Origin of the sequence: Roseomonas sp. E05, from assembly GCF_030063475.1 — a bacterium.
GTDB lineage: Bacteria > Pseudomonadota > Alphaproteobacteria > Acetobacterales > Acetobacteraceae > Pseudoroseomonas.
This window is the reverse complement of sequence record NZ_JASIRT010000027.1, coordinates 19,087-37,461: the sequence shown is the minus strand read 5'-3', so window position 1 is coordinate 37,461 and position 18,375 is coordinate 19,087. Positions and strand designations below refer to the sequence as shown.

The window sequence follows — 18,375 nt, the reverse complement described above, 5'->3', positions numbered from 1 at the left end:
ACGGTGGGCACGGGGCGTGCTGCGCTAGCCGGACGATCGCCATTCCGTGCGGAGGAGCCAGATCTTATGCAGGGCTACAGGAGCATTATGGTCCATGTGCCGGCAGATGATGCGGCGGGTTTGCCGGTCGGCCTGGCGGCGGACCTGGCCCAGCGCTTTGGCGCACGGCTGATCGGCATCGCGGCGGGCGACGTCGCCCTGACCATGAGCGTGGCCTCCTACGGCTCGGCCTCGGCACAGGTCATCACGCTGCAGATGGCCGAGCTGGAGGAGATGTTGCGGGCCGCCGAGGCGCGATTCCGCGGCGCCGCCGGCGCGGCCGGCGAGCACACCGAATGGCGCAGCTTCACGGAGTTCCCTGCCACCGCCGTGTCGCGGGAGGCCCGCGCGGCGGATCTCCTGGTGATGAGCCCGCGCAGGGGCGCGTTCGGCAGCAATTTCATCAGCGCGGCCGAGCCGGGCGACGTGCTGATGCAGGCGGGGCGGCCCGTCCTTCTGGTGCCGCCGGGAATCGGCCATCTGCCTGCCGCACGGGTTCTGGTGGCCTGGAAGGACCGGCGGGAGGCCCGACGGGCCGTGCAGGACGCTCTGCCGCTTCTGGCGCGGGCGGAGCGCGTTCAGGTGCTGGAAGTCTGCGAGCCGGAGGAATCGGTCGCCGACGCTGAGCGCCGCACCGCCGATGTGGCTGCCTATCTGCGCGGTCACGGTGCGCGGGCCGAGAGCGCGGCCTGCGCACGCCGGGAGCCGACCGCCGCCCGGCAGATCGCCGCCGCGGCCACCGCGCTCGGCGCCGACCTGATCGTGGCGGGCGGCTATGGCCATGCCCGGCTGCGCGAGTGGATCTTCGGCGGAGTCACGCGGGAGCTGATGGTGCATCCCGCCTGCTGCTGTCTGCTCAGCCACTAACCGTGGCCCGCCGGCCCGGCCGGCCGGGCCCGCTGTCAGGGCGCCCCGCCCTGACAGCTGGGCAGCGAAAGCGGTGGATAACCTTCCCTGCGCCACCGTTCCGCCCCTCTCTCAGGGCAGCAGCATGAAATTGGCCGCTCCCGAGGCCCGGGCGATCAGCGCCTGCATGGCGGGATTGCTGGCGCCCTGCTCGTCCGTCAGCGCGTCCATCGGGCAGAAATACTCGTGCGCCTGGGGCATCTGGGTGCGCGCGAAACCGTCATACTGCCGGCTTTTCAGCCCGTAGAGCACCCGAACATCGCGCACCGGCAGCACCAGCGGCTCGACCGGTTGCTGGCGCAGCAGCTTGATGTGCTGCCAACGCGGCTTGTCATTCTCCGGTTCGAGCGGGGCCGTCAGCCAGGGCACAGGGCAGACCGCCAGCAGCGAGGTGGTGGAGGGGGCGAAGCGGGAGCGCTTGTCCAGCAGGTTCTGCAGGGTCGAGCAGGCTTCGATGCAGAGGATGTCGCAATAGGCGTCCGCGGGGTCAGGGCTGAAATGCAGCCAAAGTCCGTCCGGCAAGGTCCGGAGCCGGTTGGAGCCTGGCAGCCGCAGGAAGGGATGGATGCTGGTATCGGCATCCCCGGGGCGGGCCCGCATCCAGATGCCGCGCTGCTTTGGCGAGTCCATGGCACCGGGCGGCCGCTGCGGCCAGGTGCGCAGGCGGCGGCGGACCAAGTCGTCCAGCGAGCGATAGATAAGTTCCGGTCGGCCTGAGTCGCACATCAGAGGTGTTTCCGTCCGCATTTTGCAGCTACGGGGAACAATGAATGCGATCTCGAATTTGTGATCAAGAGGAAGATATAAAATTTCCGAGATTTTTTCTGCGCAAGCGGATGGCTGCGCTAACTTTGGGTACCCTTTTAGCTGCATTCTTCTGGCAGGAGTTTTAACTTAACTTAATGGCCTGCAATAACTTGGAAGTCGTTCTTGCAGCGCCATCCAAACAAGAAAGCCCGCCACAGCGAACTGTGACGGGCTTCTCCTGGCTGGCGGCGCGGAATGCGGCGGTTAACCGCGCTGCTCGACCGGCTTGAAGGAGCGCTCCGTGGCGCCGGTGTAGATCTGCCGAGGGCGGCCGATGCGCTGGCCGGGGTCCTCGATCATCTCCTTCCACTGGCTCACCCAGCCCACCGTGCGGGCCACGGCGAAGAGCACGGTGAACATGTGGGTCGGGATGCCCATCGCCTTCAGGATGATGCCCGAGTAGAAATCCACGTTCGGGTAGAGCTTGCGGGAGACGAAGTAGTCGTCCTCCAGCGCGATCCGCTCCAGCTCCATTGCCAGGTCGAGCAGCGGCTCGTCCTTGATGCCCAGCTCGGCCAGAACCTCGTGGCAGGTCTCGCGCATGATCTTCGCGCGCGGGTCGAAGTTCTTGTAGACCCGGTGGCCGAAGCCCATCAGCTTCACGCCGCTGTTCTTGTCCTTCACCTTGCTGATGAAGTCCGGGATGTTCTCGGGATGGCCGATCTCGCCGAGCATTTTCAGCACGGCCTCGTTGGCGCCGCCATGCGCGGGGCCCCACAGCGCGGCGATGCCGGCGGCGATGCAGGCGAAGGGGTTGGCGCCCGTCGAGCCCGCCAGGCGCACCGTGGAGGTGGAGGCGTTCTGCTCGTGATCCGCGTGCAGGACCAGGATGCGGTCCATCGCGCGGGAGAGGATCGGGTTCGGCTTCCACTCCTCGGCCGGCACGGCGGTCATCATGTAGAGGAAGTTCTCAGCGTAGCCGAGGTCGTTCCGCGGATACATGAAGGGCTGGCCGATCGAGTACTTGTAGGCCCAGGCCGCGATCGTCGGCACCTTCGCGATCAGGCGGAAGGCGCTGATCTCGCGCTGCGCCGGATCGTTGATGTCGAGGCTGTCGTGGTAGAAGGCGGACAGCGCGCCGACCACCCCGCAGAGGATCGCCATCGGGTGCGCGTCGCGGCGGAAGCCGTCGAAGAAGCGCCGCAGCTGCTCGTGCACCATGGTGTGCAGGATCACGCCGCGCTCGAACTTCGCCAGCTGCTCCTTGTTCGGCAGCTCGCCGTTCAGCAGGAGGTAGGACACCTCCAGGAAATTGCTCTGCTCGGCCAGCTGCTCGATCGGATAGCCACGGTAGAGCAGGATGCCCTGGTCGCCATCGATATAGGTGATGGCGCTGTCACAGGCAGCCGTGGCACCATAACCGGGATCGAAGGTGAAGACGCCGAGTTCGCCATAGAGTTTGCGAATGTCGAAAACGTCGGGGCCGATCGAACCCTGGATAAGGGGCAGGGTAGCGGAGCGATTGCTCCCGTCGAGCGTGACGGTGACGGTCCCTTTGGCCGTGCTGCTCATAACGTCTTCCTCTTTTCCGGAGGGCGGCGCCCGCATTGCGTGACGCCGTCAATGATGCGGCGCAAGATTAGGCGTCGGGCCGGCGGCTTGTCCATCCACGGGGGGTGCTCCGCGGTGCCGCAGGCCCGTTCAGAAGCGTGCGCGCCAGCTTGCGGGGGCACCGGCAAGGTGCGACCACAGCCCGCGCTTTGCGTCGTGCGCCGCCGCCTCGGCCTTGGCCAAGTCGGGTGCGTCCTCATCGGCGAGGGCCCAGCCGGCCTCCACCAGGGCGGCGTTCGCATTCAGCGCGCCGGCCTTGCAGGTGCCGAGGGCCCGCCCGAAGTGATCGCGCCCCTGCACCCGGCAGACGACGTCGCGCCCCTCGACCAGCCGCGCCAGCGCCTCGGCCGCCGCGGCGCCGCAGTCGAAGCCCACCCCGCTGGCCGTCGTGCAGGTTTGTCCGCGCTGGGGGGAGAGCAGGCCGGCCAGCCGCAGCGTCCGGTCGCCGAGGCGCAGCGTGTCGCCATCCACCACGCGCACCAATGCCGCCTCCGCCATCCAGTCCTGCTCGCGAGGCGCGGAGCCGAACAGGTTGGCCGGAAGGCCGAGCCCGATCAGCCCGAGCGCCAGGAACGCGGCACCGCCTCCTAGGGCGGCGCCGCCCCAGCGGCGGGAAGACCGGGCGGGACGAAAAATACGACGGCGGGACAACACGTCGTGAAGCGTTAGACCAAAGAGAGGGGGGCCTTCAAGCGCCGATCCGCGCGGTGCGGTGGTTCATTCCGGCTTCCAGAACGGGTCCAGCCGGGCGAACCGCCGCCAGGCCGGCAGGCTTTCCTGCCGAACGCCGCGGGTGGCCGCCAGCGCCCAGCCTTCCGCGAGTCCCACCGCCCAGGCCGGTGCGGCGCGGCCGAGGCTGGCGACAAGCGCCCGCGCGGTGACGGTGTCGTTCGCCAGCCCCAGCGCCTGCTGCAGGGCAGCAATGCGCTTCAGGAAACGGCGCGCGGGCTTGCCGGGCCAGAGCGGCGCGAACAGTTCCGCCGCATAGCGCAGGCGCTTGGCCTTCAGCCGCAATTCATGCCGCGCCTCGTCGGAGAGGGACTCGAGGTTCCGGCCCTCCTTCAGCAGCTTGCGGTGGCGCCGGGTCAGCAGTTCCGCCGCCAGGCCGCGCAGGGGCGGGGCGGCCTCCGTCCCCTCGGGCAGATCCCATGTGCGAAGCGCGGCGGTTCGCACCGCCTGCCAGACCAGCGCGCGGAAGGCGGGGCCGTCGAGCATTGCGCGCAACTGGGCATAGGCCGCCTGGCGGCGCGCTTCCGCCGCCCGCAGCAGCTGCTCCCAGCGCCGGTCCGGTCCCAGCGCGGCCGCGAGTTCGGCGCCCAGCTCGCCCAGGAACACGTCCCATTCGCGCGCCTCGCCCAGGGCCCGGGCGAAATCGCGCAGCAGCGCGTCCAGCACGCGAAGGGCGGGGCCGTCGAGCGCCGGCCGGAACAGCCGCAGGCAGGAGCGCAGCCGCCGGGCGGCGACGCGCAACTGGTGCACGGCCTCCGGGCCGCTTTCGGGGCGGGCGGCGGGCGCATGGGCCAGCAGCACATCGGTGAGGTGGGCGATGGCCAGGGCCAGCGCATCCTCCGCCGCCTCCGCCGCACCGAGATCGGGCGGTCCGCGCCGGCCGTGCTGGGGTGCGGCCGCGCCGCGCCGCAGCGCCAGCGCCATCGCGTCGAGCCCGGATACGGCGGGCAGCAGCGGCAGGTCCTCGGCGAGGGCGGCGGCCAGATCCAGGACGGGCAAATCCGGCCCCTCCAGTTCCAGCAGCGCCACCGCCCGCGTCATGTCTCCTGCCGCGAGGGTGCCGATGCGCAGCCGCAGCGTGACGCCGGCCGCATCCGGCACGCTCTGCTGCAGTCGGCCGGCATAGCGGGCCACCGGTGCCAGGGCCGCCCCCCCGGCCTCAGGTGGGGCGGTGCCTGCCGGCAGCAGCTCCGGCTCACCGGCAGGCGTGCCGGGCAGACGGAAGCCGGCGGGCGGCTCCAGCCGGCACAGGCGCCGGCCGCCCTGTGGCGGGCTGCGCAATGCCAACCCGGCCTTGGCCAGGATGTCTTCGGCGCTGTCCAGCCAGGCCCACTGCTCGGCGGTGGCGCGCGGGCGCCGCCTCCCGGTGAGCGCCGCGTGGCGCCAGATGGCCATGGCGGCGTCGGCCGGCAATGCGAGTCGGAGGTGCAGGAGCATGCCTATCCCGCCATTTCCGGCAGATCGTTCGGGGCGATGAAGCGCACCAGCCGGCCACTGCCGGGCTCCAGCAGGCGCCAGGGTGCCGCGACGGCGAATTCCGCCAGCGAGCCGGTGGGGTAGCCTGCCGCGAGCCGCTGCGTGCCGGGCGCGCGGCCAGCCATGCCGGCCGGGCCCGCCAGGGCCAGGGCCAGGTCGTGCAGGCCGGGATTGTGCGCGATCAGCAGCACGCTGCGCGCCGTCTCCGGCGCGCTGTGCAGTGCCTCCAGCAGGCGCGGCCAGGGCGCCAGGTAGAGATCGTCCATTGGCTCCACGATCGGGCTGTCCGGCAGCGGCGCCAGGGCTTCCAGCGTCTGCAGGGTGCGGCGCGCCGAGGAGACGAGCACGATGTCGGGCGCCAGCCCGAGATCGTGCATCACCCCCGCCATGGCGGCGGCCGCGCGTTTTCCGCGCGCGTTCAGCGGGCGGGCATGGTCGGGCAGGCTTGGGTCGTCCCATGACGACTTGGCGTGCCGCAGCAGGAGCAATTGCCGCATGGCCCCAATCTGGCACGCCGCGCTGCCGCTGTCGCGGGGGGGGCGGCGCGGGGTTACGCTTCCCGTGACCGCCCCCATCTGCCGACCGGGACGCAACAGGCGGGGAGCAGGGCGGATGGCGGAGCGGATCGTGGTGCTCACCGCAGGCGGCCCGGATCACCGGCCAGGTCATCGGCGTGGATGGCGGGCGCGCCAGCCTGCGGGCGAAGGGCTGATGCGGCGCCGCGCATTGCTCGCGGCGCCGCTGCTGGCGCTGCCTGTCGCCACCCGCGCCATGCCAACCGGCGGCTACCGCTTCCGCCTGATGCGCGAGGGACGCGAGATCGGCACCCATACGGTCCGGGCCGAGCCGGGGGGCGTGACCCGGACGGTGGTGACCCTGGAGGTGAAGCTGCTCTCCTTCACCGTATTCCGCATGACGCACGACTATGCCGAGCGTTGGCAGGACGACCGGCTGGTGGGCTTCGCCGCGCGCACGCTGCGCAACGGCAACGAAGGGCGGCTGCAACTGGTCGCCACACCCGGGGGGCTGCGCGGAGAAGGGCCCAGGGGCACGGTGCGGCTGCCCGCCGAGGCGGCGCCGCTTTCCTGGTGGGCGCCCGGGCGCCTGGACCGCCCGCTCTTCGACACGGCGACCGGCCTGCCGCTGACCAGCGCACCCCAGCCTAGTCCCCACGGCGCTCTGACCCGCTGGGAATGGCGGGAGCGCGGCATGGTGGCGCTCTACGACGCGGCGGGAACCTGGGTCGCCTTCTCCATGCGCGGGGATGACGGCAGCACGGTGCGCTACGAGGCCGTCTGAGCAGGGCGAAGGCCACGGGCACCCTCCGGCATGTGGAGAAAAGTGGAGGCAGCCCAACTAGAACGAGATTCTCTGTCGGGAATGTAAGCTTTCGATATGAATCTCCTTGTCTTCACAGTTGCGTGATGAAGGCTTTCGATTGGGACTGAAGGCAGGTGACTGTGACGACGACTTCTTTGCGCCGGGCCTGCGCTGCCGCAGCGGTCCTGCTCCACGCGCGCCTTCGATACGCCGAACCAGATGCGGGTGCTGCGCGCCACGCTCGTGGCGCTGCAGGACCTCGGCTCCGTCATCGACCGGGCCGACGAGAGCCTGGGGACTGTCACTGCCACCAAGCTGGACGGCTATGTGCTGCGCGTTACGGCCACGGTCCGCCCGCGCGGCAAGGGGCAGACCGCCGTCCGGATCAGCGGCCAGTACAACATGGAGGAGGTGGCGGACCCGGAGCCGTTCCGCCACTTTTTCTCGGCGCTCGAGCAGGCGCTGTTCCTCAACGCCCAGGCGATCGACTGAAGCGGCGCCTGCCGTCCGTCCGCCTCAGGCCAGTTCCAGCCGCGAGCCGGCTGGCCGGACCACGTCATCCCGGCGGGGGGCATGCAGCACCTCGGCGGTGACATTGCGCACGTCCTTGGTGCCGGTCAGCGCCATGGAGACGTCCAGCTCCTTGCGGATGATCTCCAGCGCCTGCGTCACGCCCGGGCCGCCGCCGGCCGCCAGCCCGTAGAGCCAGGCCTTGCCGATCATGCAGCCTCTGGCGCCGAGGGCCAGCGCCTTCAGCACGTCCTGCCCCGAGCGCACGCCGCCGTCGAACAGCACCTCGGTCTTGTCGCCCACCGCCTCGGCGATGGCGGGCAGCACGGAGATGGAGGAGGGGGCGCCGTCGAGCTGCCGCCCGCCGTGGTTGGAGACGACCATGGCATCGGCGCCGCAATCGGCGGCGATGCGGGCGTCCTCCACGTCCAGCACCCCCTTCAGGATCAGCTTGCCCGGCCAGATCTTGCGGATCCAGGCGACGTCCTTCCAGGAGAGGGAAGGGTCGAACTGCCCGGCGATCCAGTGCGAGAGGGTGCTGAGACCCTCCTTCGCCCCCGGTGCCTCGGTCAGGTTGCCGAAGGTCTTGCGCTTGCCCCGCAGCACCTCCAGCGCCCAGCGCGGCTTGGTGGCGACGTCGAGCGCGTTCCTGAGCGTCAGCTTTGGCGGCACGGCGAGGCCGTTCTTGATGTCCTGGTGGCGCTGGCCCTGGATCTGCAGGTCGAGCGTCAGCACCAGCGCCGAGCATTTCGCGGCGATCGCGCGCTGCACGAGGGATTCCGCAAAGCCGCGGTCGCGCATGACGTAGAGCTGGAACCAGAAGGGCTTGTCCACCGCCGCCGCCACGTCCTCGATCGAGCAGATGGACATGGTGCTGAGGGTGAAGGGAATGCCGAAGGCATGGGCGGCGCGGCAGCCGTGGATCTCGCCATCGGCGTGGAACAGGCCGGTGAGGCCGGTCGGCGCGATGGCGACCGGCATGCTGACCGGCTCGCCCAGCATGGTGCTGGCAGTGCTGCGGTCGGAGACGTCGATCATCACGCGCTGGCGCAGCTTCAGCGCCGCGAGATCCTCGCGGTTGGCGCGGTAGGTGGCCTCGTCATAGGAGCCGCGGTCGGCATAGTCGAAGATGGCGCGGGGAATGCGCCGGCGGGCGATCCGGCGCAGGTCCTCGATGTTGGTGACAGGCGGCATGGCGATCCCTTCGGTCCGGTGCCGCCATTGTCATGCCGTCGGGGCTCTTGGTAAAGTTCTTTGACCAGATCACGGAGCTGCCATGCCCGAGCCGATCCGTACCCCGCCTTTGGCGAATGCCGTCGCCAGCCATCTGGAGGGGCTGATCCTGGAAGGGGCGTTGCGCCCGGGCGAGCGGCTGGCGCCGGAGCGCGAGCTGGCGGAGGTGCTGGGCGTCTCCCGCCCTTCACTGCGCGAGGCACTGGCTCTGTTGGAGGAGAAGGGCCTGCTGACCGGCTCGCGCAGTGGCACGCTGGTGGCGGATTTCCTGGCGCCGCTCAGCGCTCCGCTGGAAGGGCTGTTCGGCCACAACCCGCGCGTCGCCGGCGACTATTTCGAGTATCGCCGGCTGATCGAGCCGGAGGCCGCCGCGCTCGCCGCCACGCGCATCACACCGCCTGAGCGGGCGGCGCTGGAGGAGTGCCTGGCCGCCATGAAGGCGGCCCATGCCCGCGCCGTGCCCGCGGAGGAAGCGGCCGAGGACCTGCGGTTGCACCAGCTCGTGCACGAGGCGAGCCATAACCTGGTGATGCTGCATGTGCTGCGGGTCTTCTCCGGCCTGCTGCGTCGGGGCATCCTGCTGAGCCACGAGCAGTATTGGCAGCGCGACACCCTGCGAGGTGCCATCCTGGAGCAGCACCAGGCGCTCGGTGAGGCTATCCTGCGCGGCGAGGCGGAAGCGGCCGGCAAGGCGATGCATGCGCATATCGCCTTCACCGAGGCCGCCTTCCACGAGCTTCAGCAGGAGGCGACGCGCCTGTCCGAGACGCTGCGCAAGCGCGATGTCCGCGCGCTCGTCAGCCCCCCGGGCGCGGCCGGGGGGCGATAGGCCGGCGGGGAGGGGGCGCTCAGTCCCGGGGCACCCGCACCCAAGGCATCGAGCGGAATCCGCAGATAGCGCCGGCCGTTGCTTTCCGGTGGCGGCAGACGGCCATCGGCGATGTTCACCTGCAACGCGTGCAGGATGAGCCTCGGCATCGGCATCGGCATGCAGTTCGCCTGCCATCTTGCCGGGCGCAAGTCCGCACTGAATCGGATCTTCGCCGGCCCCGTCTTCATCGTCGCGCTCTTCATGCTTGACCGCAACGTCGCCGCCTTCGGTTTCGCACCGTGATGCGGAGGCAGGCGGCAGCAACGCCGAGCATGGCCCCTGCCGCCCGGCCGCGCGCGGCTTTGTCAACTTTCCAACCAAGCCGATGAGCGGCGGGACCCTGCGGGGGCTGGCTGCGCACGGGAGCGCCCCAGCTTGCAAGGCACCGCGAGGCCGCAATGGCAGAAAGAGAACACTGATGCGCGCATCTTCCATCATGGCGATCTCGGCTGGGGCGCTCATCGCCAGTGGGCTGGCGCTGTTGCCGAAGTCTCCCCCAGGCCCTCGGCCAACCACCACCCGTGGCCGGCGCGGTTCCGGCGGCGCGGGCTGCCCCGCCGGACAGGTGCACTGATCCGCTCCCCTCCCGCCCGGCGGGGCGGGAGGGGAGCGTTCCGGGCGCTGCACAGGCGAACGGGGCCGGCGAACCGGCCCCGTCTTCAGCCAAGTCAGAAGGTGAGGTGATAGAAGTCCCGGCCCGGCCTCAGGCCGGGTTGCGCGGCATCGGGGGAGTGGTGCCTGAGCGGCTGTCCTCCACCTCGACGTCCTGACGCCGCACCGTGTCGCGCACCGTCTCCTCGTGTTGCGTGCTGTCCTTGTTGATCGTCACTTCCTCGACGACGCGTGCCTCCTTCGAGACGACCGCCTCCTCGCCATGCTCCGTCGCCTCGATGGTGCGTTCACGGAAGGCATCATCCGCATCGGTCATCGGGCGGTCGACGTTGCGGCGCTCGACGTTCACATGCTCCTGCCGCAACGTGACGCTCTCCGTCACCGGCCGCTCCTGCACATAGGAGCGCACGCGCACGCGGCCGCGTTCCGCGTCGCGCTTGCCCACGCGCAACTGCTCCTCGACGACCGGGATGACCTCCTCGCCGCCTCGGCCTTCCGCCATGGGGGTGGCCGCCGTGCCACTGCCGGCCAGGTCGCTGCCTGTCATCGCCGCAGGGCTGGCGGTTGGACGATCGGTCCCCGTGCCGGTCATGCCGCTGCGGGTCTCCATCGAGCCGGGCTGGCTTTCCGGTGTTCCGAGCCCCGGTGCACCGCTCGCGGCCAGGCCCATGCCACCTGCGATACCGGCGGAAGAGGGAATGCCCGCCGTCGTGTCATAGCCCGGCGTGTCAGTACCGGTACTCCGGGGCGTCTCCTGCGTGGTGCCGGTATAACCGGCCCAGCCGCTCTGGCGCCATTCCGCCTCGCGCGAGTTCAGGTCAACGGCGCCGTTCTGCTCGAACAGGTCCATGGTGTGCTCGACCTGGCTGTCCTCGACCTCGACGGAGACGACGACACCGCCGCGCCGGATGCCCTCGGAATACGAGTAGCGGTCCTCATCCGGCATGAACAGGCTCTTCAGCGAGGCCCAGATACCCTGGTCCTCGCCGGCCGCGGCGGTGTTGGAGGAGACCTCATCGCGCCCGTGCTGCCGGACGGAACTGCGGTCAATCCCGTCGCGCTCGACCAGATGACGAACCGTCTCCTCCGCGGCCTGGCGCGTGTCGAAAAGGCCGGTGATGGTACAAGTCATGAAACCTCCTGAATTTTACTGCGCTTTACGGCGCGTTGGTCGATGGCGGGGAGGTGGGTTCCTCCTGCGCGGCGGGCAGACGCTCGATGGTCGCGTGCTGCACCCGGCGTGCGACCGGCTGCTGCACCGTTTCCTCGGATTCCGTCTGGCGCAGGCGAATTTCCTCCTTGAGGACCAGCCGCCGCTCGACCACGAGGACTTCCTCGACGACGGGGACGATGAGAACACCGTCCTCCTCCCGGATCTGCGGAACCTCTGTCACTTCCCGGCCGACCGCGACGCGCTCAACCGAGGCGGCACGGCTGCGCAGCCGCGCCTCCACCATGTCCTCGACTGTTTCGGTGCGGATCGAGACGCGGACACGGCCAGTTTCGCGCTTGGTTTTGCTGGCCCGGAGGACTTCTTCGACGACCGGCACAACAGTGGGCTCTGTTTCAGCCGGCATTGATCCTCTCCCGGGGTCTGGGGAAGAAACAGCACCTGAAAGCGAAGGTTCCGGATTTTCCTGGCTGTACCTGCCTGCGCCCTGCCCGTCACGGGCGCGCGATCACCAGGGCAGGTCGATCCAGGAGAGGTGACCGCCCTTGCCGGCACCGGTGTCGAGGAACACGGCGCGGCCGCCGGCGGCGGAGACGGCGACGAAGGGCCGCCCGTTCAGGCTGCGCATCTCGTGCCCGCAATAGACGGTGATGCCGGAGGGAATGCGGTGCACCCAGCTGTGCAGCCGCTCCGGATAGCCATCGAGCCGGGTGCGGCTGGTCACCTGGCCGAACAATGCGCGCGGCACCAGGCCTTCCGGCTTGCGCAGCCCGGCATCGGGCGGGGAGGGCTCGCGCAGCATGCGCGGATGGAAGCCGCCATGCACGAAGAGCCAGGGGCCAAGCCGCAGCCAGGCCGGCGCGTGGCCGATCTCCTCCAGCGCGCGGGCCTTCAGCGCCGGCCCGTCGGGCGCGGCGTCGAGCTGCGCCAGCGTGACGCCCAGCCCCTCCGGGTCCGGCCGCACCACGGTGCCGGCCAGGGCGCGGCGCAGCTTGTGGTCATGGTTGCCGAGCAGGAACAGGCCGCGCCCGGCCTCGCGCATGGCGAAGGCGAGGCGCAGCGCCTCCGGGCTGTCCGGGCCGCGGTCGGTGAGGTCGCCGAGCTGCAGCACGAACAGCCTCTTCTCCTCTGCGCCCGCGATGGCGGCGGCGAAGCTCGCGGCGTCACCATGCACGTCGCCGACCACCCGCAGCCCGGCGAAGTCTTGGCGGATCCGGTGCAGCAGCTCGGCGGGGGCGTAGCTCATTCGGCGGCTTTCATGCCCTGCAGGGCGGCGAGGGCGCGGGCGCGGCCGGCCTGCGGGTCCATCACCGGCGCGGGATAGGTCCGGCCGAGCACGACGCCGGCGCCGCGCAGCACCTCCGGGGGTGCCGACCAGGGCTCGTGCAGCCAGCGATCCGGCAGGCCCGCCAGCTCCGGCACGAAGGCGCGCACATAGGCGCCGGTGGAATCGAACTTCCTGCCTTGCAGCACCGGGTTGAAAATCCGGAAATAGGGCGTGGCATCGGTGCCGCAGCCCGCCACCCATTGCCAGTTGGCGCTGTTGTTGGCGAGGTCGGCGTCCACCAACGTGTCCCAGAACCAGGCCGCGCCCTCCCACCAGGGCTGCAGAAGGTGCTTCACCAGCAGGCTGGCGGCCACCATCCGCACCCGGTTGTGCATCCAGCCGTGGCGCCAGAGCTGGCGCATCCCGGCATCCACGATCGGGTAGCCGGTGCGGCCCTGCTGCCAGGCGCGCAGCAGCGCCCGGTCGGGCTGGTAGGGGAAGCCGGCATATTCCCGGCGCAGCGGCTGCTCCGGCAGTTCCGGGCGGTGCCAGAGCAGGTGATGGCTGAACTCGCGCCACAGGATCTCGCGCAGAAAGGTGCCGCGCCCGCCCTGTTGCCCGCCATGCTGCATCACGGCGTGCCAGACCTGCCGGGGGGACAGCTCACCCCAGTGCAGATGCGGCGAGAGGCGTGCGGTGCCATCCTCGCCCGGAATGTCGCGCCCGGTGTCGTAATCCCCCGCCGTGTCCTGCAGGAAGGCGTGCAGCCGCGCCTGGGCGGGGGCCTCGCCGGGCGTCCAGTAGGCGGCGAACTCGGCGGCCCAGTCGGGGCGCGGCAGCAGCGCCAGGTCAGCGAGAGCGAGGCCACCCGGCGGGGGCCGGACCCCCTGCAGCCGAGGCGGCGCCGGGACCGCGGGCGGCGGGTCGCCCAACGCCATCACCGCACGGGCGAAGGGGCTGTAGATCGCATAGGGCCGCCCCTGGCCGTTGCGCAGCCGCTCCGGCTCCATCAGCAGTGCGCCGTCATGCAGGTGCAGCGCCCGACCTTCGCGCCGCAGCGCCTCGGCCACCCGCGCATCGCGCTGGCGGGCCCAGGGAGTGTGCAGCCGGCCCGCATGGACCGCGGCCGCGCCGGTCCGCGCCGCCAGTTCGGGGATGAGCCGGCCGGCATCGCCATGCAGCAGCAGCAGGGGCGCGCCCCGCTCGGCCAGTGCCGCGCCCAGCGCCGCCAGGCTGTGATGCAGCCACCAGCGCCCCGCGCCGCCCGTGGCCCAGCGGCCGGCGGCGGCCTCGTCGAGCACGAAGACCGGCAGCACCGGTCCCTCGGCCGCCGCGTGCAGGGCGGGATTGTCGGCGAGGCGCAGGTCCTGGCGCAGCCAGAGCAGGGTCGGGGCTTCGGTCATGCCGGAGATGTGGGTTCCACCGGGGTCCTGCTCAGGGCCGCGGCCAGATGCTTCATCGGCCCAACCGCCAGGCTGAAGAGCCGTTCCTTGCCGAGCAGGAAGGCCCGCCCGCCGCGCGGGAACAGGGCGGCCACCGGCGCCTCGGTGATCGCCAATCCACCGGTATAGGCGCCGAAGGCCGGCAGCAGGATGCGGCGCGCGTCGGTCATGAAGCAGGGCCGCGTCACCGCGCCGCAGCGGGTGGCCATGCTGGCCTTGGGGTGGAAATGGCCGCTCAGCTCGAAGCCCGCGCCATTGCCGGGGATGCCCTGGTGGCGGAACACCAGCGGGCCGAGGCGCAGCTCCTCCACGGCCTCGCCGGGCAGCGCCTCGGGCGGCAGCGGGTCGTGGTTGCCGAGCACCCAGGTCACCTCGCGCCCCTCCAGAAGCTGCCGCAGGGTGGCGCGCTCGGTGGGGGGCAGCCGCGCTGCGCCGGCGGCGTCGTGGAAGCTGTCGCCGAGGAAGACGAGGTGGCGGGGCGCGTAGCGGCGCAGCAGGGGAGTGAGGCGCGCCAGCGTCTCGCGCGTGTCATAGGGCGGGACGAAGCGGCCGCGGGCGGCGAAGTGACTGCCCTTCTCCAAATGCAGGTCGGAGACGGCGAGCAGCTTCCGGGCGGGCCAGAACAGCACGCCCGCCGGATCGAGGGCCAGGCGTTCGCCGGCCAGGTGCAGGGGCGCGGAAATCATTGCTTCGACTGCGTTACCGGACGGGAAGCCGGCCGGGAAGGGGAAAGTCACATCCCGGCTGCCTCAGCCCGCACCGAGCCGTGCGCGGCGGTGCGGTGCCCGGCGGCGGCCGGGTTCCGCTGGGCGCGGGGGCGTGGACGGCAGGGCGCCCAGCCCGAGCGTGCCGGTAAAGTGCTCGGCCCCGCCGGTGGCCTCTTCCACCAGCGCCTCGGCTTCGGCCAAGAGGGCGTCCTCGGCACTGCCGGCGACCCATTCGCGCCCTTCCTCGATCAGCGCCGGCACGGCGAGCGGGGAGGCGCGGTCCAGCGCACGGTGCCGGATGCGGCCCTTGATGCGGGCCAGCAGGCTGCCGATGCGGCCGATATCGGTCAGCCCTGCCGCCGCCTCGGCGCGGGTGGCGCGCAGCAGGATGTGCTGCGGATCGTGCTTGCGCAGCACGTCGTAGATCAGGTCCGCCGACATGGTCATCTGCCGTCCGGACTTCTCCTGGCCGGGATGGTGCTTCTCCAGCAGCCCGGCGATGGTGGCGATGTTGCGGAAGGAGCGCCGCAGCATGGAGCTTTCGGCCATCCACTCCTCCAGCTCCTCGCCCAGCAGGTCCTCGGCGAAGAGATGGTCGACATCCTCCGGCGGGAAGGCGGACCAGGCGGCCAGCACATAGTCCGTGGCGAGGAAGCCGAGCGGTCCGTGACCCATCCGTTCCATCCGCCGGGTCAGCAGCATGCCAAGCGTCTGATGCGCCAGCCGCCCCTCGAAGCAGTAGGCCACCAGGAACCAGCGGCCGCGATGCGGGAAGGTCTCGACCAGCAGCCCCTCGCGCGGCGGCAGTTCCGAGGCGTGCCGTTGCAGGCGCAACCATTCCTGCACGGGCGGCGGCAGCTCGCGCCAGCGGCGCGGCTCCGAGAGGATGGCGCGCACCCGCCGCGCCAGATCGGTGGTCAGCGGCAGCTTCGAGCCGCCATAGGCCGGCACGCGCGGCTCGCCCTCGCCGCCTGGCGAGACGATGACGGCCGTCGGGTCCAGCCGCTCGTAGCGCAGGAGCTGGCCGGCGAACATGAAGTTGTCGCCCGGCTGCAGGGTGGAGACGAACCACTCCTCCACCTCGCCCAGCATGGGACCGCCCCGCAGGCGCACCTTCAGCAGCGGCGTCTCGACGATGGTGCCGAGGTTCATCCGCAACTGCCGCGCCACCTGGGCGGTGCGGACATGGATCATCCCCTCGCTGTCGCGGAACAGCTTGCGGAAGCGCTCATAGGCGGTGAGGGCATAGCCGCCATCCTCGACGAAGCGCAGCGTGTCGTCGAAGTCGCGGCGGGTGAGGGCGGCAAAGGGCGCGGCGCGCGTCACCTCGGCATAGAGGTCGTCCGGGTGAAAGGGGGCATGGCAGGCCATGGCCAGGATGTGCTGCGCCAGCACGTCCAGCCCGCCGGGGCGGGGCGGCTCGCCATCGACCTGGCCCTCCACCACGGCCTCGATGGCGGCGCGGCATTCCACCACCTCGAAGCGGTTGGCCGGCACCAGCAGCGCGCGGGAAGGCTCGTCCATCCGGTGGTTGGCGCGGCCGACCCGCTGGAGGAGGCGCGCCACGCCCTTCGGCGCGCCGACCTGGATCACCTGGTCCACCGCGCCCCAGTCGATGCCGAGATCGAGCGAGGCGGTGGCCACCACGGCGCGCAGCTTCCCCGCCGCCATCGCCGCCTCGACCTTGCGCCGCTGTTCGACGGTCAGTGAGCCATGGTGGAGGGCAATCGGCAGGTTGTCGTCGTTGAGCCGCCAGAGGGCCTGGAAGCACAACTCGGCCTGGGCGCGGGTATTGACGAAGACAATGGTGACACCCGCCGTCTTCAGCGCCGCATAGACCTCCGGCATGGAGGCGAGGCCCATATGGCCGCCCCAGGGCAGCCGCCCCGCCGGCAACACGATGTCCAGCGCCGGGGCCGCGCCGCCCTCCGCCCGCACCAGCCGCACCGACTCCGCCCGTGCGTCCTCCGCCACCCAGGCAGCGATGGCCTCAGGATGGGCGACGGTGGCGGAAAGGCCAACGCGGCGCATCCCCGGCGCCAGCTTCGACAGCCGCGCCATGCACAGCGCGAGCTGGTCACCACGCTTGGTGCCGGCCAGGGCATGCACCTCGTCCACCACCACGCGGGCGAGGCTGCCGAACATCTCCCCCGCATCGGGCAGGGAAAGCAGCAGGGTCAGGCTCTCCGGCGTGGTCAGCAGGATCTGCGGCGGCTGCACGCGCTGGCGGGCACGGCGGTTGGCGGGGGTGTCGCCGGTGCGCGTCTCCACCGTGGCGCCGAGGCCCATCTCCTCGATCGGCGCCAGCAGGTTGCGGGCGATGTCCACCGCCAGCGCTTTGAGTGGCGACACATAAAGCGTGTGCAGGCCGAGGCGCGGATCGCGGTGCAGGTCGATCAGGCTCGGCAGGAATCCGGCCAGCGTCTTGCCGCCGCCGGTGGGGGCGATGAGCAGGGCGGAGCGGCCCGCTTCCGCCGCCTCCAGCATGGCGAGCTGGTGCGGGCGGGGCCGCCAGCCGCGTGCGGCGAACCAGCGGGCAAAGGGTTCCGGCAATGTTCCCATGGAGGGGCGGATATGGCGCCCCCGCCGCCGCCTGCCAAGCCTCGGGCTACTGCAGGGCGCCCCAGCGCTCGACCGCCGGCTCGGCGGTGGCCCACTTCCAGCCCTCCGCCTGCCGGCAGGTGGTGGCGATGAAGATGCCCTCCGGCGGGTCGGCTGGCTTGCCGCCGGCGAGCGAGAACATCACCTCGCGGCAGTCGGCGAGCGGGTTCTCGATCACCCGCGTGACCTCCATCCGGCCCTTGGCGTTCTGCCAGCCGAAGGGCAGGCCGTGCTCGATCTTCCAGAGGCGGCTCTCGCCCGGCTGCATCTCCCCGGCGGCGGTGGCGATGGCCTCCTGCTCGTCATGCCGCAGGCTGCGGAACCAGCTTCCCAGCGTCGCGCTCACCGCGGAGCGCAGGGCGAGGCCGATGGCATAGCCGACCGCCGGATTGCTGGTGAGGCCGCCGATGGCGACGCCGCCGACGCCGCCTGCCACGCTGCCGGCCCCGGTGGCGACCTCGCTGTTCTTCTCGCAGCCCGTCACCAGCAGGGCCAGCAGCGCCAGCGCGCAGCGGCGGCTCACTGCAGGGCGCCCCAGCGCTCGGTGGCCGGCTCGGCGCTGGCCCATTTCCACTGCGTGCCATTGCGGCAGATCACGGCAGTGTAGAAGCCGCGCTCCGGCACTTCGGCCGGCGTCGGCGCCGGCTGTCCGGGCTTCGGGCGCTCCAGCGTCTCGACGGAGAACACGATCTCGCGGCAGGCCAGGCCAAGCCCGCCGATGTCCCGGCTGACGGTAACCTGTCCCTGGTGGTCGTCAGCGATCGGTACGGTATGGGCGATGGACCAGCCCGCCACCTGGCCGACAGTCAGCGGGCCGGCGGCGGCGGCGATGCTGTCCTGCTCGGCACGCTGCAGGCGGCGCTGGGTGTACTGCAACCCGGCCCGCGCCACGGACTGGACGCCAAGGCCGATGCCGGCGGCCACCGCGCCGTTGTCGGTCACCGCGGTGGAGAGGGCGGCGCCGGCGAGGCCCGCAACGTCGGCCGTGCCTTCGCTGAGGAAGGCGTTGCAGCCAGGCAGCGCCAGCAAGGCGCCCAGCAGCAGGACAGGCTTCATGCCAAGGCGATCCTCCCTTTCATCAAACCTGCCCTGTCTGGCACAGGGGCGCTGAGGGGCAAACCCTGAAAGCATCC

General features: G+C 71.1%; 19 protein-coding genes. 5 read left to right on the top strand and 14 right to left on the bottom strand.

The features are described 5' to 3' along the window. The first annotated feature begins 66 nt into the window (after positions 1–66). Positions 67–906, top strand: coding sequence for a universal stress protein (locus tag QMO56_RS20555; protein WP_283528874.1), 840 nt, complete (start codon positions 67–69; stop codon positions 904–906). 111 nt (positions 907–1,017) lie between these two features. On the opposite strand, the gene QMO56_RS20550 is transcribed toward QMO56_RS20555, so the two are convergent. The 5 genes from QMO56_RS20550 to QMO56_RS20530 form a co-directional block, all read right to left on the bottom strand. Next, positions 1,018–1,671 carry a hypothetical protein gene (locus QMO56_RS20550; RefSeq protein WP_283528872.1) on the bottom strand — a complete coding sequence of 218 codons (654 nt, stop codon included), beginning with the start codon at positions 1,669–1,671 and terminating at the stop codon, positions 1,018–1,020. Between the two features lie 285 nt (positions 1,672–1,956). Further along, positions 1,957–3,264, bottom strand: coding sequence for a citrate synthase (gltA, locus tag QMO56_RS20545; RefSeq protein ID WP_283528871.1), 1,308 nt, complete (start codon positions 3,262–3,264; stop codon positions 1,957–1,959). Between the two features lie 129 nt (positions 3,265–3,393). Continuing rightward, on the bottom strand, positions 3,394–3,957 hold the full coding sequence (locus QMO56_RS20540) for a thermonuclease family protein (RefSeq protein ID WP_283528869.1): 564 nt from the start codon (positions 3,955–3,957) through the stop codon (positions 3,394–3,396). 63 nt (positions 3,958–4,020) lie between these two features. Then, a complete protein-coding gene (locus QMO56_RS20535; RefSeq protein ID WP_283528868.1) occupies positions 4,021–5,469 on the bottom strand; it encodes a CHAD domain-containing protein in 1,449 nt (482 codons plus the stop codon). Positions 5,470–5,471: 2 nt separating this feature from the next. Further along, on the bottom strand, positions 5,472–6,005 hold the full coding sequence (locus QMO56_RS20530; protein WP_283528866.1) for a histidine phosphatase family protein: 534 nt from the start codon (positions 6,003–6,005) through the stop codon (positions 5,472–5,474). Positions 6,006–6,219: 214 nt separating this feature from the next. On the opposite strand from QMO56_RS20530, the gene QMO56_RS20525 reads away from it, so the two are divergent. Both QMO56_RS20525 and QMO56_RS20520 read left to right on the top strand, forming a co-directional pair. After that, positions 6,220–6,807 carry a DUF6134 family protein gene (locus tag QMO56_RS20525; RefSeq protein ID WP_283528864.1) on the top strand — a complete coding sequence of 196 codons (588 nt, stop codon included), beginning with the start codon at positions 6,220–6,222 and terminating at the stop codon, positions 6,805–6,807. A gap of 240 nt (positions 6,808–7,047) precedes the next feature. After that, a complete protein-coding gene (locus QMO56_RS20520; RefSeq protein WP_283528862.1) occupies positions 7,048–7,320 on the top strand; it encodes a hypothetical protein in 273 nt (90 codons plus the stop codon). Between the two features lie 24 nt (positions 7,321–7,344). On the opposite strand, the gene QMO56_RS20515 is transcribed toward QMO56_RS20520, so the two are convergent. Continuing rightward, on the bottom strand, positions 7,345–8,532 hold the full coding sequence (locus QMO56_RS20515) for an alpha-hydroxy acid oxidase (RefSeq protein WP_283528860.1): 1,188 nt from the start codon (positions 8,530–8,532) through the stop codon (positions 7,345–7,347). Positions 8,533–8,614: 82 nt separating this feature from the next. Here QMO56_RS20515 and QMO56_RS20510 point away from each other — a divergent pair, with 82 nt between their 5' ends. Continuing rightward, the gene (locus tag QMO56_RS20510; RefSeq protein WP_283528858.1) at positions 8,615–9,400 is read left to right on the top strand and encodes a FadR/GntR family transcriptional regulator; all 786 of its coding nucleotides are present in this window, start codon (positions 8,615–8,617) and stop codon (positions 9,398–9,400) included. Between the two features lie 135 nt (positions 9,401–9,535). Beyond that, entirely contained in the window at positions 9,536–9,685 is a 150-nt protein-coding gene (locus QMO56_RS20505) for a hypothetical protein (RefSeq protein WP_283528856.1), read from the top strand. Between the two features lie 460 nt (positions 9,686–10,145). On the opposite strand, the gene QMO56_RS20500 is transcribed toward QMO56_RS20505, so the two are convergent. The 8 genes from QMO56_RS20500 to QMO56_RS20465 all read right to left on the bottom strand — a co-directional run bounded on the left by QMO56_RS20500 (position 10,146) and on the right by QMO56_RS20465 (position 18,298). Beyond that, positions 10,146–11,186 carry a YsnF/AvaK domain-containing protein gene (locus QMO56_RS20500; RefSeq protein WP_283528854.1) on the bottom strand — a complete coding sequence of 347 codons (1,041 nt, stop codon included), beginning with the start codon at positions 11,184–11,186 and terminating at the stop codon, positions 10,146–10,148. Positions 11,187–11,211: 25 nt separating this feature from the next. Further along, entirely contained in the window at positions 11,212–11,631 is a 420-nt protein-coding gene (locus QMO56_RS20495) for a DUF2382 domain-containing protein (protein ID WP_283528852.1), read from the bottom strand. A gap of 102 nt (positions 11,632–11,733) precedes the next feature. After that, positions 11,734–12,471 (bottom strand): metallophosphoesterase, encoded by a 738-nt coding sequence (locus QMO56_RS20490; RefSeq protein ID WP_283528850.1) that lies wholly within the window; start codon positions 12,469–12,471, stop codon positions 11,734–11,736. Further along, a complete protein-coding gene (locus tag QMO56_RS20485) occupies positions 12,468–13,895 on the bottom strand; it encodes a deoxyribodipyrimidine photo-lyase (RefSeq protein ID WP_283528849.1) in 1,428 nt (475 codons plus the stop codon). Before QMO56_RS20485 ends, QMO56_RS20490 begins: the two co-directional genes overlap by 4 nt. After that, entirely contained in the window at positions 13,892–14,620 is a 729-nt protein-coding gene (pdeM, locus tag QMO56_RS20480; protein WP_283528847.1) for a ligase-associated DNA damage response endonuclease PdeM, read from the bottom strand. The genes QMO56_RS20485 and pdeM overlap by 4 nt, the downstream gene beginning before the upstream one ends. Positions 14,621–14,683: 63 nt before the next feature. Further along, a complete protein-coding gene (locus QMO56_RS20475; RefSeq protein ID WP_283528845.1) occupies positions 14,684–17,203 on the bottom strand; it encodes a ligase-associated DNA damage response DEXH box helicase in 2,520 nt (839 codons plus the stop codon). Positions 17,204–17,249: 46 nt separating this feature from the next. Beyond that, positions 17,250–17,765 (bottom strand): hypothetical protein, encoded by a 516-nt coding sequence (locus QMO56_RS20470; RefSeq protein WP_283528844.1) that lies wholly within the window; start codon positions 17,763–17,765, stop codon positions 17,250–17,252. Further along, the gene (locus QMO56_RS20465; protein ID WP_283528842.1) at positions 17,762–18,298 is read right to left on the bottom strand and encodes a hypothetical protein; all 537 of its coding nucleotides are present in this window, start codon (positions 18,296–18,298) and stop codon (positions 17,762–17,764) included. Before QMO56_RS20465 ends, QMO56_RS20470 begins: the two co-directional genes overlap by 4 nt. Positions 18,299–18,375 lie beyond the last annotated feature (77 nt).

What these genes read in the sequence shown, in the direction of transcription:
- QMO56_RS20555 (WP_283528874.1), top strand. Translation starts at nt 67, where the DNA reads ATGCAGGGCTACAGGAGCATTATGGTCCATGTGCCGGCAGATGATGCG.
- QMO56_RS20550 (WP_283528872.1), bottom strand. Translation starts at nt 1,671, where the DNA reads ATGTGCGACTCAGGCCGACCGGAACTTATCTATCGCTCGCTGGACGAC.
- gltA (WP_283528871.1), bottom strand. Translation starts at nt 3,264, where the DNA reads ATGAGCAGCACGGCCAAAGGGACCGTCACCGTCACGCTCGACGGGAGC.
- QMO56_RS20535 (WP_283528868.1), bottom strand. Translation starts at nt 5,469, where the DNA reads ATGCTCCTGCACCTCCGACTCGCATTGCCGGCCGACGCCGCCATGGCC.
- QMO56_RS20530 (WP_283528866.1), bottom strand. Translation starts at nt 6,005, where the DNA reads ATGCGGCAATTGCTCCTGCTGCGGCACGCCAAGTCGTCATGGGACGAC.
- QMO56_RS20525 (WP_283528864.1), top strand. Translation starts at nt 6,220, where the DNA reads ATGCGGCGCCGCGCATTGCTCGCGGCGCCGCTGCTGGCGCTGCCTGTC.
- QMO56_RS20520 (WP_283528862.1), top strand. Translation starts at nt 7,048, where the DNA reads ATGCGGGTGCTGCGCGCCACGCTCGTGGCGCTGCAGGACCTCGGCTCC.
- QMO56_RS20515 (WP_283528860.1), bottom strand. Translation starts at nt 8,532, where the DNA reads ATGCCGCCTGTCACCAACATCGAGGACCTGCGCCGGATCGCCCGCCGG.
- QMO56_RS20510 (WP_283528858.1), top strand. Translation starts at nt 8,615, where the DNA reads ATGCCCGAGCCGATCCGTACCCCGCCTTTGGCGAATGCCGTCGCCAGC.
- QMO56_RS20505 (WP_283528856.1), top strand. Translation starts at nt 9,536, where the DNA reads ATGAGCCTCGGCATCGGCATCGGCATGCAGTTCGCCTGCCATCTTGCC.
- QMO56_RS20500 (WP_283528854.1), bottom strand. Translation starts at nt 11,186, where the DNA reads ATGACTTGTACCATCACCGGCCTTTTCGACACGCGCCAGGCCGCGGAG.
- QMO56_RS20495 (WP_283528852.1), bottom strand. Translation starts at nt 11,631, where the DNA reads ATGCCGGCTGAAACAGAGCCCACTGTTGTGCCGGTCGTCGAAGAAGTC.
- QMO56_RS20490 (WP_283528850.1), bottom strand. Translation starts at nt 12,471, where the DNA reads ATGAGCTACGCCCCCGCCGAGCTGCTGCACCGGATCCGCCAAGACTTC.
- QMO56_RS20485 (WP_283528849.1), bottom strand. Translation starts at nt 13,895, where the DNA reads ATGACCGAAGCCCCGACCCTGCTCTGGCTGCGCCAGGACCTGCGCCTC.
- pdeM (WP_283528847.1), bottom strand. Translation starts at nt 14,620, where the DNA reads ATGATTTCCGCGCCCCTGCACCTGGCCGGCGAACGCCTGGCCCTCGAT.
- QMO56_RS20475 (WP_283528845.1), bottom strand. Translation starts at nt 17,203, where the DNA reads ATGGGAACATTGCCGGAACCCTTTGCCCGCTGGTTCGCCGCACGCGGC.
- QMO56_RS20465 (WP_283528842.1), bottom strand. Translation starts at nt 18,298, where the DNA reads ATGAAGCCTGTCCTGCTGCTGGGCGCCTTGCTGGCGCTGCCTGGCTGC.